The sequence below is a fragment of the Micromonospora sp. NPDC048843 genome, assembly GCF_040649965.1.
In the GTDB taxonomy this organism is placed as follows: domain Bacteria; phylum Actinomycetota; class Actinomycetes; order Mycobacteriales; family Micromonosporaceae; genus Micromonospora; species Micromonospora hortensis.
In genome coordinates, this window is the sequence record NZ_JBEZGJ010000027.1 from 1 (window position 1) to 12682 (window position 12682).

Below are 12682 nucleotides of genomic sequence, written 5' to 3' on the forward strand. Positions count from 1 at the left end.
TCTGGTCGATGACCCCCTGGTCGGCCAGTGCCACCTTCAACGCCTCGGACAGCTTCTGCACGATCACCTGAGCCGAACCGGCGACGGGGACAATGATCACGTGTCGCGCCGTAGTCTCGTCCTCGCCGCATTGGTACTCGTCGTCGTCGGCGGGATCGGCTACGCCGGTCTGCGGATCGAGTACCACCACGCCAAGGACCAGCGGGACCTCGCCGACCTGACGCGGTCGTCACCGTGGTCTCGAGATCAGCTGCTGATCCCCGACGACGTGACCCGCTCCGGCGCCGTCGGCTGGCTGGAGCGTGGCGGTCTCGATATCGCCTACCCGCTGCGCACCACCGACGGCCGGGCTGTGCCCGTGCTCTGGCGGTTGCGCGTGCCGCAGGCCGCGAGCGGGCTACCCGACGGCGTCGACTGCGGCTCGCCGCGGCTGCGCACCTGCACCGACCTGGGCGGCGGGAGCACACTGATCGTGACTCACGAGACCGACAACAGCGACCCGTCCATCGCCCTCTACCGCACCGACGGCGCCACGGTACGGGCGATCGAGGTGCAGGGGCCGGACCCGGTCGGCGTCGAGGAGTTGACCGCCGCGCTCACCCACGCCCACCGACCCAGCGACGCCGAACTGCTGGACCTGTTGCGCCACGACGGCTACCAGACCGACTGGAGCTGACCGCACCCGTCCCACCCTCTCGCGATCTTGCACATGCTGTCCCGACATAAGGAACGTTCCACGCGTATCCACGACCGAAACCGCACGATCGGCGCGGTGGGGGTGGCACCCGGTGCCACGGGCCTGATTTTCGCCGGCAGGCCATCCGCGCTCCACCAACCGAGGGCATACTGCGTCGCGTGTTGACCCGATTCGGCTACCTCGACGCGCCCGCGCCGCTGGCGTTCGCCCACCGTGGCGGCGCCGCCGAGGGCGACGAGAACACCACCGAGGCGTTCGCCCGGGCCGTCGGGCTGGGCTACCGGTACGTGGAGACCGACGTGCACGCCACAGCGGACGGCGTAGCGGTGATCTTCCACGACCCGACGCTGCGCAGGGTCACCGGCGAGGCGGGACGCATCGCCGACATGAGCTGGGCCGACCTCGCCTCGGTACGCGTGGGCGGCGCTGCCGTCGTACCCCGGCTCGACGAGGTGTTGGGGGCGTGGCCGCAGGTCCGCTTCAACATCGACGTGAAGGCCGACGGCGGCGTCGAGCCGACGGTCGCGACAGTGACCCGGGCCGGCGCCGGCGACCGGGTGCTGCTCGCCTCGTTCAGCGACGCCCGGCTGACCCGGCTGCGCGCGCTCACCGAAGGCCGGGTCGCCACCAGCCTGGGCATGCGCGGTGTCGCCCGGCTGCGACTGGCCTCCCTGCACGGGCGGCCGCTGCGGCTGCCGCCGTCGGTGGTCGCCGCGCAGGTGCCGCCGCGCTACGGGCGGGTGCCGGTGGTCGACCGCCGGTTCCTCGACTACTGCCACCGCATCGGCCTTCAGGTGCACGTCTGGACGATCGACCAACCCGACCAGATGCACGACTTACTGGATCTCGGTGTGGATGGCATCATGACCGATCACGTCGGCGTGCTGCGCGACGTCTACCGCAGCCGCGGCCACTGGGCCGCCTGAACCGTCGAAGGACCCCCGGATGGCCGAGACCGTGACCCCCACGGTGGACGACACCCCGCCCCCGGCGAGCACCCGCCGCGAGCGCAGGGGCTGGTACATCTACGACTGGGCCAACTCCGCTTTCCAGACCACTGTGATCACCGTGTTCCTCGGTCCGTTCCTGACCACCGTCGCCGAGCTGGCCGCCGGCTGCGAGTTGGGCGCGGACACCTGCGACGGGTACGTGCACCCGCTGGGTATCCGTGTCGCGGCCGGGTCCTACTACCCGTACCTGATCTCGCTGTCGGTGTTCCTCACCGTGTTCGTGCTGCCGGTCATCGGGGCGATCGCCGACCGGTCGGCGCACAAGAAGCGGCTACTCGGTGGGGCCGCGTTCACCGGTGCCGGCGCGACGATCCTGATGGCCTTCGTCACCGGCGACCGCTACCTGCTCGGTGGGGCGTTGTTCCTGGTCGCGAACATCTCCTTCGGCGCGGCGGTCGTGGTGTACCACTCGTTCCTGCCGCAGCTCGGCGGCCCCGACGAACGCGACGGCATCTCCAGCCGCGGCTGGGCGATCGGCTATCTCGGCGGCGGTCTGCTGCTGGCGCTCAACCTCGTCGCGATCACCCTGCTCGACGAGGGGGACAACCCGCAACGCACCCTGGACCTGGCCCGCTGGTCGATCGTGTCGGCCGGGGTGTGGTGGGCGGTGTTCACGCTGGTGCCGCTGCGCTGGATGCGTGAGCACCCCAGCGCGGCGGCCCTGGCCGGCGGCAATGGCAACGTGGTCACCGACGGGTTCCGGCAGCTCGGCCGCACCATGCGCGAGATCAAGGCGTACCCGTTGACGTTGTTCTTCCTGCTCGCGTTCCTGGTCTACAACGACGGCATCCAGACGGTCATCACCCTGGCCAGCCAGTACGGCACCGAGGAGTTGCGCCTGGAGCAGAGCACCCTGATCATCACGATCCTGCTGGTGCAGTTCCTGGCCTTCGGCGGCGCGCTGAGCCTGGGCGCGCTGGCCCGGCGCATCGGCGCGTGGAAGACCGTGCTGCTCAGCCTGGTGCTCTGGACCGGTGTGATCATCGCCGCGTTCCGGCTGCCCGCCGAGGCGCCGGTGCCGTTCATGATCCTCGGCGCGGGCATCGGCCTGGTCCTCGGCGGCAGCCAGGCGTTGAGCCGGTCGCTGTTCAGCCAGCTCATCCCGGTCGGCAAGGAAGGCGAGTACTACGGCTTCTACGAGATCAGCGACAAGGGCACCAGCTGGCTCGGCCCGCTCGCCTTCGGTCTGGTGTTCCAACTCACCTCCTCCTACCGGGTGGGCCTGGTCTCACTGCTGATCTTCTTCGTGGTCGGCTTCCTACTCCTGGCCGCCGTGCCGATCCGCCGTGCCATCGTCGCCGCCGGCAACACCCCACCCCGGGTGCTCTGAGCACGCGTCCCGCGCGCGACAGATCAGCCTCGGCCGATCGGCTAGGCTGCCCGACCGTGACCGACGACGCCGCCACCGCTCCGACCTGCCTGGCTCACCCGTTCCCCGGCCAGCCGCACGCACCGGCCGGGTGCGCGGCCGCGCGCGGGCTCGACGGGCGTCCGGTGCACGCGGCGGCGTTGAAGTTCTTCTGGGGGCCGATGGACTGCGGCAAGTCGACGATGGCGTTGCAGATGAACTACAACCACGCCCGGCAGGGCCGTCGCGGGCTGGTCACCACCCGCATCGACAGGTCGCTCGGACCGCAGGTCACCACCCGCATCGGCCTGGCCCACGAGGCCATCGAGGTCACCGACGACCTGGACCTGCGGGCCCTGGTGCGCGGCCGGTGGGCCGACGGGGTACGCGTCGACTACCTGATCTGCGACGAGGCGTGCTTCTACACAGTCGAGCACGTCGAGCAGATGGCCGAGCTGGTCGACAGCTACGACGTCGACGTGTTCGCGTTCGGCCTGGCCACCGACTTCCGCTCACGGATGTTCCCCGCCGCGCAGCGCCTGTTCGAGCTGGCCGACGAGGTGGCCCGCATCCAGGTCGAGGTGCTCTGCTGGTGCGGCCGCGAAGGGCTGCTCAACGCCCGAGTCGTCGACGGGCGGGTCGTCCGTGAGGGCGCCCAGGTCGTCATCGGCGACACCGTCGACACCGCCGAGGTGCGCTACCAGGTGCTCTGCCGCCGGCACTACCGCAGCGGCGACCTCGGCCCCCGCGACTGAGCAGCCCGCCGCGCCGACATACGGTCGGCCACGATCACCCCGACAGTGATCAGCAGCGCAGCCCCGGCGGCCACCGCGATCGGCGCCCGCAACGCCACCGCCGCCGGGGACAGCGTGAGCAGCAGCAGCGTCGCCGCGACCCGGGCGACCACCCCGGCCTCGCCGAGTGCCATCTCGTACGCGGCGTGCCCGGCCAGAAACAACGCGGGACCGCCAAGGACGACCAGCGCGCTCGCCCAGCCGACAGGTTCCCCGGGATCGTGCAGCAGCCGCTCGTCACCGACTGCCGTGACGACGATGCCGCCCACCATCACCGGGTGCAGATAGTTGAACACCAGCCGGGAGAGCCGCCCGGCCCGTTCACCCGCGGCCGCCAACGCCGCCATGCTGGCCTGCGCCCGGTCGAAGTACACCCACCACAGGGCCACCGAACCCGCGAACGCGAGGAGGAACGCGGCGATGGTCACCCGGTCCAACCGCTGCGTCAGCGTCCCACCGGTGATCAGGAGCGACTCCCCCAGCGCGATGAGGATGAACGCCTGACAGCGTTCGGCCAGGTGCCCGCCCTCCACCCGCCAGTGCTCCGGCCTGCTGCGCCCCATCCCGGGCACCGGAAACCCGGTCGCCAGCCCGATCGAGTCGACGACGATCACCGCGATCCAGATCAGCTCCCGGGCCGGGGCGTCCACCAGCCCGCCGACGACCGCCAGCGCCCCGGTACCGGCGATCCAGACGAAACACTGCCGGAAGCTGTCGCCGAGCCAGGGCTCGCCCCGGATCGCCCACAGGGAGAAGGCCGTGCGACCCACCTGCACCGCCGCGTACGCCAAAGCGAAGAGCAGGCCGTTGTCGCCGAAGGCGGTGGGCAGCGCGGCGGCGAGCAGAAGGCTGCCCAGCGTCACCACCAGCAGCGTGGCCCGCACGGGTGTCCGGTCCGGGTGCAGCCAGTTACCCGCCCACACCGTGTAGATCCAGACCAGCCAGACCAGGCTCAGCAGCACCGCTGTCCGTCCGACGCCCTGCCAGCTGAGGTTCTCGGCCAGGTAGTGCGACAGCTGGATGATCGTGAAGACGTAGACCAGGTCGAAGAAGAGCTCGGTGGAGGTGGTCCGCTCCACGCCACGGCGCGGGCGCAGTAACTGCGGATGACGTGGACCGCGTCCTGGCGACGCGCCGGTCACCGCGCGGCCGCCAGTGACCGGAACCGGTCGGTCAGGATCACGGCGACAGTCACCGCCAACGCCACAGCGGCGCACACCGCGACGGGTGCCTCCAGCAGCACACCGATCGGCATCAGCGCCAGCAGGACCACCACCGCAGTGACCCGGCTGATCGGCAGGGTCCGCCACAACAGCGCCTTGTAGGCGGCGTGCCCGGCCAGGAACAGCGCGGGACCGCCCAGGGTGAGCAGCACGTCGACAGTGGTGGCCGGGGCGCCGGGCTCCCGCAGCAACCGCTCGTCGGCCGCCGACGTGACGACGACACCGGCGACGATCACCGGGTGCAGGAAGTTGAACGCGACCCGGCTCAACGCCCCGGTGCGCGCCCCGGCGTGGGCGATGAACTCCGTGGCGGCCGGGGCCGATCGGGCGAAGTACACCCACCACAGCGCCACCGAACCACCGAACGCCAGCAGGAACGCCCCGGACGTCACCAGGTCCACGTGCGACGTGAGGGTGCTGCCGGTGACCAGGATCGACTCCCCCAGTGCGATCAGGACGAACGCCGCGCACCGTTCGGCCAGGTGCCCACCCTCCACCATCCACCGCTCGGGTCGGCTGCGTCCCCGTCGTGGCAGCGGATAGCCGATCGAGAGGCCGACCACCTCGATCACGATCACCGCCGTCCACACCGCGTCCCGGGCGGCACCGCCGACCAGGCCACCGATGACCACGAGCACCGACGTGCCGGTGATCCACGGCAGCGACTGCTGAAATCCGGCCACCAACCACGGGCTGCCCTGCACCGCCCACAACGCGAACACTGTGCGGCCCACCTGCACGGTGACGTAGACCAGCGCGAAGAGCAGGCCGGTGGAGCCGAACGCCTCCGGGATCGTCGCCGACAGCAGCAGGCTGCCCAGCCCCACCCCGATCAGCATCGTGCGCACCGGCCCCTGGTCCGGTTGCAGCCAGTTGGTCAGCCAGGTGGTGTAGACCCAGACGAGCCACACCAGCGCCAGCAACAGGCCGGTACGCCCCGCGCCCCGCCAGTCCAGGTGCGCGAGCAGGTAGTGCGACAACTGGGTGATGCTGAAGATGAAGACGAGATCGAAGAAGAGTTCCGTCGAGGTGGTCGGCTGCACTCCCTCGCGTGGTCGCAGCAGCTGTGGGCGGACCGGCGGGGCGACCGGGGGCCTAGAAGGGGTCACCGCACACCCGCCAGTTCCCGTCCTCACGGACCACTGGCAGGCGACGTTCCTCGCTGAGCCCGCCGTCGCGGGTCACCTTCACCGTCACCGTGCCGTGCGGTCGTCCGCTGCGGGTGGCGACCGACACGTCGGTGATCTCGTAGTCGGTGACCATCGGTGGTGTCCGCACCCAACTGGTGAAGCCGATCGCGCTCCACCGGCTGCGCGCGTCCTCGCACAGCCGCTCGTACGCCCGGTCGCTGTCGCCGAGGGCCACCTCGCTGAGGAAACCGTCGGCGGTCTCCCGGATCGGGCCGGCGGCCTGCCGGACGGTCTGGAGGTTCCAGGCGCCCAACCCGGCCACCCCCACGCAGCACAGCGCCACACCGAACCCGGCGAACGCCAACCCGGTGCGCATCGGGCGGTGACGCCGGGCCGGTCGGCTCCACGACTGGCCCGCACCCACGACTACCGACCGTAGAGAAGACGGTCACGCTGACGGGCGACAAGCCGGAAACTGGGTGCGCCCGATGGGCGGGTGTGCCCTGTTCGCGGCGGCCCCGCATCGTCTACCGTCGGCGCACACCCCCGAGCAGTGCCAGGAGCCGATCGATGAGCCGCTTCGTGCAGCCGGTACCACCCCCCGTCGACCCGTACGCCGGCGATGGCCTGCTGCGGTCCTGGCTGGAGCGTCACCTCGGCTCGGGCGGGCATGCCGCGGCGAAGGGCCGTCTCGCGGACCTGGCCGCCGACGTCACCGGGCCGCTGCGTGCGGCGCACGCCGACGCGGAGGCGCACCCGCCGACGCTGGTCCGCTACGACCCGTGGGGTGCCCGGATCGACCGGATCGACACCTCCGCCGGTTGGCAGGCGCAACGCGCCGCAGCCGCCCGACACGCCGTGGTGGCGCTGCCCTACCTGCCGGACGCCCGGGGCACCTGGGGTGCCGCCGCGCGGGTCGTGCAGCACGCCCTGCTGCACCTGTACGGGCCGGAGTCGGCGACGTTCTCCTGCCCGGTGGCGATGGCCGACGGGGCGGCGGCGCTGCTCAGCATGCCCGACGTCGACGCCACGGTCCGCGACGCGTGGCTGCCCCGGCTGATCTCCACGGACCCGGCCACGGCGATCACCAGCGGGCAGTGGATGACCGAGTCGCAGGGCGGCTCCGATCTGGGCCGCTCCAGCACACTCGGACGACCCGCAGCGGACGGTTCGTGGCGGCTGACCGGGGAAAAGTGGTTCTGCTCCGCCGCCGACGCGGCGATGGCGGTGGCGCTGGCCCGGCCGGAGGGCGCCGGGCGGGGCAGCCGGGTTCTCGCCCCGTTCCTCGTTCCCCGGTACGCGGTCGACTCACCGCTGGCCGACGGCGCGGCGCCGGGCGCACCCGCACCGGGTGTCACTGTGCACCGGCTCAAGGACAAGCTCGGCACCCGGGCGCTTCCCACCGCCGAGATCGGCCTGCGCGACGCGTACGCCCTCCCGTTGGGTGATCCGGCGGTGCCCGGTCTGGTCCGGGCGATGACACTGGTCGTGGTGACCCGGGTGCACAACGCCGCGGCGGCGGCCGGCGGGATGCGACGGGGCCTCGCCTACGCCCGCGCGTACGCCGAGGTGCGGCACGTCGCCGGCGGCCCGCTGGTGTCCTCGCCCCTGCACCGGGCCACCCTGGGCACCCTCGCTGTCGACGCGGCGGGCGCGTTCGCCCTCGCCGGGCACGCCTTCGCCCTGCTCGGCCGGGTCGAGGTCGGCGCCGACCCGGAGGCCGCCGCCGAGCTGCGCATCGTGGCGCCGTTGGCGAAGCTGGCCACCGGCCGGCTCGCCGTCAGCTCCGCCAGTGAGTACGTGGAGAGCTTCGGCGGTGCCGGCTACGTGGAGGACACCGGCGTGCCCCGGCTGCTGCGCGACGCCCAGGTGCTGCCGATCTGGGAGGGCACCACCAATGTGCTGGCAGTGGACGTGCTGCGCGCGCTGGCCCGGGAGGACGCCGGTGCGCCGCTGCTGAGCCGGCTGACCGCCGCCGTCGACCTGGCTCGGCCGCTGTCGCCGGTGCTCGCCGACACCCTGGCCGCCGCCGCTGCGCAGTTGCAGGAGACCATCACAGCGGTGACTTTCGACCCGAACGCGTCGGCGGTGCTCGCGGGCGCCCGTGGTCTGGCGTTGCGCCTGGCGTACGCGCTGACCACCGCGTTGCTCGTCGAGCACGCCGCGTGGGGCGACGAGCAGGCGGAGTTGGCCGCCCGGCTGTGGGCGCGCCGCTGGCTGCGGCACGAGGAGATCGCCGAGGACGCCCACCGCCACCTCGACCTGCTCTGCTGACCGGCCGGCGCGAGCGGACGGGTGGGCGCTCATGTCGGTGCTGATCGAGCTGGGTGACGACCGGGGCGCGCCACTGGAGGAGCCTCGGCCACCGCCGCAGGTGTCCCGCCGGTGGCGGGTGGCGGTGCTGGTGGCGGTCTGTGTCCTACTCGGTGGTGCCGCCCCGGCCGCGCGCCTGACGACTCAGGTCGGGCCGGCGGTGCCCGCTCGGGCGACAGTGTTCGGCGCGGGGTCGCTGCTGCTGGTCGTCGACCCCGAGCCGAACCCGCCGACGCTGAGCGCCTACGACTCGGCCGCCCCGGACGGCCCGCCGCGGTGGCGGGTCACAGTGCCGCCCGCCGCCGGGTGGTCCGCCGAGGTCGCCGGTGACCTGTTGCTGCTTGTCGAGCGCGACCAGGCGCTCGGGGCGCGGGTGACCACCGCGCGGTCGTTGCGTACCGGCCAGCCGGTGTGGCGGCGGCCCGAGCGGGTGTACGCGGCCGGAAACGAGGCGGTCGCGGTGCGCGAGGTGCGCAGCGCCGCCGAACCGGGTCGGCGGGTCGAGGGCACTGTGCACGGCGTCGACCCGGTCACCGGCGCGAACCGGTGGTCGGTCCCGCTGCCCTCCACTGCGGTGCTGCGGGCGCTGCCCGGCCTACCCGGGCGGGTGCTGCTGGTGCAGGACGACGGGTTGGTCCGGCTGCTCGACGCCCGTGACGGCACCGAACGCGGGCGGGGACAGCTTCCGCCGGCCGACTACGGCCCGGACAATCCCCAGGTCGTCGGCGCGCACCTGGTGCTGCGCCACCCCAGCGGCGGCGCGGTGGTGTTGACCGGCTACGACCTACCCGGGCTGGTACGACGCTGGCAGGTGCCGGTGCAGCCGGGTGAGCTGATCCTGCGGCCCTGCCAGGGTCTGCTCTGTGGGCAGGACGAGCAGGGACGCTGGGCGATCGACGCGGGCAGCGGGGCGCGGGTGTGGACGTGGCCGGCCGGGGCGCGCTGGCGCACCGTGGGGGGCCCACGGGGCACCACGGAATCCCTGGTGGTGTTGGGAATGGCGGCGGACGGCAGGCGCTCCCTGGTCGCGACGGTGGGGCGCGACGGTCATCGGGTGTCAGCGGTGCTCCCGGCGGGTGTGACCGACTGCCGCCGGGTCGGCGCCGGGCTGATCTGCCGCGACGGCACGGCCCGCGTGACGTTCTGGCCCCTCGACGCCCCCTGACCTTTACTCGCGGGCCGGTGTCGCGGGCCGGAGTTGTCGGGCCCGGGCGGCATACTGCCGGCGTGACAGCTTCTGCCGACCTCGCGATGGTCAACCTCGACAGTTCCGATCCCCCCGGCCACGCCGCGTTCTACCGCGAGGCGCTGGGCTGGGAGGTCACCCACAGCCAACCGGAGTACGCGATGATCAGCTCCGGTGGTGTCTCCATCGGCTTCGGGCTGGTCGAGGGTTACCGACCGCCCTCCTGGCCCGACCAGACCGGCGACAAGCGCTACCACCTGGATCTTTACGTCGACGACCTGGCGGCGGCGGAGGAGAAGTTCGTCGCCGCGGGCGCGTCGAAGCCGGCATTCCAGCCCGGCGGCGAGCGGTGGGTGGTGCTTCTCGACCCGATCGGGCAGCCGTTCTGCATCTGCCCCCGCCCGCAGAGCTGAGACGGCCCGGCGCAACGACAGAAGGAGTCAGCATGGCGATCACTCTCGTCAATCCGGACGGGTTACCGAAGCCTGACGTCTACCGCCAGTTGTCGATCGCAACCGGGTCCAAGCTGGTCTTCCTCGCCGGTCAGGTGGCTCGCGACGCCGAAGGGCGCAAAGTCGGCGAGGGGGACCTCGCCGCGCAGGTCGAGCAGTGCTATCTCAACATCGGCACCGCCCTGGCCGAGATCGGTGGGTCGTTCGGTGACGTGGCGAAACTGACCATCTACGTCGTCGACTGGTCGCCCGACAAGATGCCCCTGTTGGGCGAAGGCGTCGCTCGGGCGGGTGCGAAGCTGGGAGTTGACCTGGTCAAGCCCATCACGCTGCTGGGTGTCAGCGCGTTGGGCGAGCCTGATCTCCTCGTCGAGGTCGAAGCCACTGCGGTTCTCGACTGACCGACGACCCGACGTCGGGCGTGTAGCACTCAGCCGCGACGACGTGACCGCGCCGCCCACACCGCGTAGGCCGGGTCGCGGTCGAGGTTGTGCCGGTCCCGGTCGTAGCGGCGGGTGGTGCGCGGGTCGGCGTGCCCCATGGCGTCCTGGACGTCCTCCAACGGCACGCCTTCGGAGCGGGCAGTGGTGGCGAAGGCGTGCCGCAGCGAGTGTGGGGACAGTTTCGCCCAGGCCGGGATGCCGGCGGCGCGGGCGAGCCGACGGACCATCCGGAACACCGAGTGCCGGTCCAGTCGGGCGCCGCTGGCGGTGACCAGCAGCGGGCCGGTGAGCTGCGGCACCGGCACGCCGGTGGCGGCGGCCCGCTGGGCCAGGTAGGCGTCCAGGGCGTGCCCGGTGCCGGGGGTGAGGGCGCGGCGACGTTGTTTGCCGCCCTTGCCGATGAAACGCACGCTGCGGTGGCCGCGTTCGGTGCCGAGGTCGGTCAGGTCCAGCGAGATCAGCTCCCCGACCCGCAGACCCAGGTCGGCGAGGAGCGCGAGCGCCGCCCGGTTGCGTACGGCGGTCGCGCCGGTGTCCGCGTCGGCGGCGCTGAGCAGGGCGTCCACCTCTTCGGGGGTGAGCCCGACGGTGGCGGAGTGGTCCCGGTCGACGCGGGGGCGGTCGGCGCCGGAGACCGGGTTGGCCGGCACGGCGCTCAGTTTGACCAGGAAGTCGTACCAACTGGACAGTGCCGAGAGTCGACGCGCGACGGTCGCCGGGGTCAGTGGGCGGCCGCTGCGGGCGCCGACGCTGCTCTCCAGCGCGCGGGCGTACTCGTTGACGTGCAGGAACGTGGCCCGCAGCGGGTCGAGGTCGTGATCGGCGCACCAGCGGAGCCAGCCGGTGACGTCGCGTCGGTAGGCGTCGCGGGTGTGCTCGGACAGCCGCCGGTTGCGCAGCCACGCCTCGGTGACCTCGACCGGCCCGCTCGGCAGCGCCGGTGGCGCGGATGGGCGGGCGAGCACCGGAGCGTCGGAGAACACCATGTGAAAAAGGCTCTCAGCCTTGGGTGGGATCGGCGTGCAGGCGCGCCGGTCCCACCCGTCAGCGTGTCGGATCAGGCGTTGATCTCTCGGCGGGCGCTGCCGTTGGCTTGGATGGTGACCCGGCGGGGCTTGGCACGCTCGGCGACCGGGATGCGCAGCGTCAGCACCCCGTGCTCGTAGCCGGCCTCCAGCTTGTCGGTGTCGAGCGTGTCGCCGAGGAGCAGCTGCCGGGTGAAGGTGCCCATCGGGCGTTCGGCGGCGACCAGCTCGACGCCATCGCCGGCGGGCCGGCGACGCTCGGCGCGGACGGTGAGCACGTTGCGCTCGACTGTGCAGTCGATGCTGTCCGGATCGACGCCGGGCAGGTCGAACGCCGCGTAGAAGTGGTCGCCGTCGCGGTAGGCGTCCAGCTGCATCGTCGCGGGACGTGCCGCCGTACCGAAGAACTGCTCGGCGAGCCGGTCGATCTCGCGGAACGGGTCGGTACGCATCAACATGGTCATGCCTCCTCGGTTCTCCTGGCCGAAGGTGATGAGTTGAGCCGGGTCGACTCAACTTCCTCTTCTTATTTAGCGCGTCCGCGCGCCGACGTCAACTGCTCAGCGCAGCCGCTTCTCAAACCAGTGTTCGGCGTAGGGGCCCCGCGAGTACGCCGGGATCTCGGTGTAGCCGTGCCGGGCGTACAGGGCGCGGGCCTCGACCAGGTCGTGCCGGGTGTCGAGCCGGATCCGGTCCGCCCCTGCCGTGCTGGCCTGCTCCTCGACGGCGGCCAGCAGCGCCGCGCCACCACCGGCGCCGCGGTGCTCGGAGCGGATGAACACCCGGGTCAGCTCGGCCCAGCCGGGATGCCAGCGCAGCCCTGCGCAGCCGGCCAGGTCGGGGCCGTGGTGGGCGAGCAGGAGCAGCCCGCTCGGGGCGGTCAGGTCGTCGCTGGGCAGCTCGGCCAGCGCCGCGTCGACCTCGCCGGGCAGGGCCGGGCGGCGGTGATAGCGAACCACCATCTCGGTCATGTACGCGCGCAGCAGCAGCACTGCGTCGGGGTGGTCGGGCCGGCTGGTGCTGGTCGTCCAGGCAGACCGGGCGGTGATGGTCACCTGTTG

General features: G+C 72.3%; 14 protein-coding genes. 8 read left to right on the forward strand and 6 right to left on the reverse strand.

Features of this window, described 5'->3' with window-relative positions; all coding sequences use genetic code 11:
* Positions 1 to 100: 100 nt before the first annotated feature.
* The 4 genes from AB0C20_RS09450 to AB0C20_RS09465 all read left to right on the forward strand — a co-directional run bounded on the left by AB0C20_RS09450 (position 101) and on the right by AB0C20_RS09465 (position 3810).
* A complete protein-coding gene (locus tag AB0C20_RS09450; protein ID WP_357187667.1) occupies positions 101 to 676 on the forward strand; it encodes a hypothetical protein in 576 nt (191 codons plus the stop codon).
* Positions 677 to 855: 179 nt separating this feature from the next.
* The gene (locus AB0C20_RS09455; RefSeq protein ID WP_357187669.1) at positions 856 to 1623 is read left to right on the forward strand and encodes a glycerophosphodiester phosphodiesterase; all 768 of its coding nucleotides are present in this window, start codon (positions 856 to 858) and stop codon (positions 1621 to 1623) included.
* Positions 1624 to 1642: 19 nt separating this feature from the next.
* On the forward strand, positions 1643 to 3037 hold the full coding sequence (locus AB0C20_RS09460) for an MFS transporter (RefSeq protein ID WP_357567700.1): 1395 nt from the start codon (positions 1643 to 1645) through the stop codon (positions 3035 to 3037).
* A 164-nt stretch (positions 3038 to 3201) separates the two neighbouring features.
* Complete coding sequence (locus AB0C20_RS09465; RefSeq protein ID WP_238688998.1) at positions 3202 to 3810, forward strand: thymidine kinase; 609 nt, start codon at positions 3202 to 3204, stop codon at positions 3808 to 3810.
* On the opposite strand, the gene AB0C20_RS09470 is transcribed toward AB0C20_RS09465, so the two are convergent.
* The 3 genes from AB0C20_RS09470 to AB0C20_RS09480 are packed head-to-tail and all read right to left on the reverse strand — an operon-like array spanning position 3777 to position 6578.
* Complete coding sequence (locus tag AB0C20_RS09470; RefSeq protein ID WP_357567701.1) at positions 3777 to 4928, reverse strand: low temperature requirement protein A; 1152 nt, start codon at positions 4926 to 4928, stop codon at positions 3777 to 3779. The two genes, AB0C20_RS09465 and AB0C20_RS09470, sit on opposite strands and share 34 nt — an antisense overlap.
* 59 nt (positions 4929 to 4987) lie before the next feature.
* Positions 4988 to 6181, reverse strand: a complete 1194-nt coding sequence (locus AB0C20_RS09475) for a low temperature requirement protein A (RefSeq protein ID WP_357187674.1) — start codon at positions 6179 to 6181, stop codon at positions 4988 to 4990.
* Entirely contained in the window at positions 6168 to 6578 is a 411-nt protein-coding gene (locus tag AB0C20_RS09480) for a hypothetical protein (RefSeq protein ID WP_328655304.1), read from the reverse strand. Before AB0C20_RS09480 ends, AB0C20_RS09475 begins: the two co-directional genes overlap by 14 nt.
* 194 nt (positions 6579 to 6772) lie before the next feature.
* Between AB0C20_RS09480 and AB0C20_RS09485 the strand changes: the two genes are divergently transcribed.
* The 4 genes from AB0C20_RS09485 (at position 6773) to AB0C20_RS09500 (ending at position 10554) form a co-directional block, all read left to right on the forward strand.
* Entirely contained in the window at positions 6773 to 8476 is a 1704-nt protein-coding gene (locus AB0C20_RS09485; protein WP_357187676.1) for an acyl-CoA dehydrogenase family protein, read from the forward strand.
* Positions 8477 to 8507: 31 nt separating this feature from the next.
* The gene (locus AB0C20_RS09490) at positions 8508 to 9680 is read left to right on the forward strand and encodes a PQQ-binding-like beta-propeller repeat protein (protein WP_357187678.1); all 1173 of its coding nucleotides are present in this window, start codon (positions 8508 to 8510) and stop codon (positions 9678 to 9680) included.
* A gap of 62 nt (positions 9681 to 9742) precedes the next feature.
* Positions 9743 to 10114, forward strand: a complete 372-nt coding sequence (locus AB0C20_RS09495; RefSeq protein WP_357187680.1) for a VOC family protein — start codon at positions 9743 to 9745, stop codon at positions 10112 to 10114.
* A 32-nt stretch (positions 10115 to 10146) separates the two neighbouring features.
* A complete protein-coding gene (locus AB0C20_RS09500) occupies positions 10147 to 10554 on the forward strand; it encodes a RidA family protein (protein WP_203120462.1) in 408 nt (135 codons plus the stop codon).
* Between the two features lie 29 nt (positions 10555 to 10583).
* Here the strand turns inward: AB0C20_RS09500 and AB0C20_RS09505 are convergent, their stop codons facing one another.
* From AB0C20_RS09505 to AB0C20_RS09515, 3 genes are all read right to left on the reverse strand, one after another.
* Positions 10584 to 11582, reverse strand: coding sequence for a tyrosine-type recombinase/integrase (locus AB0C20_RS09505; protein ID WP_238685628.1), 999 nt, complete (start codon positions 11580 to 11582; stop codon positions 10584 to 10586).
* Positions 11583 to 11653: 71 nt separating this feature from the next.
* Positions 11654 to 12079: an Hsp20/alpha crystallin family protein gene (locus tag AB0C20_RS09510; RefSeq protein ID WP_357567720.1), complete on the reverse strand. Its 426-nt coding sequence runs from the start codon at positions 12077 to 12079 to the stop codon at positions 11654 to 11656.
* Positions 12080 to 12181: 102 nt separating this feature from the next.
* Positions 12182 to 12676 (reverse strand): GNAT family N-acetyltransferase, encoded by a 495-nt coding sequence (locus tag AB0C20_RS09515; RefSeq protein ID WP_357187682.1) that lies wholly within the window; start codon positions 12674 to 12676, stop codon positions 12182 to 12184.
* Positions 12677 to 12682: the final 6 nt, after the last annotated feature.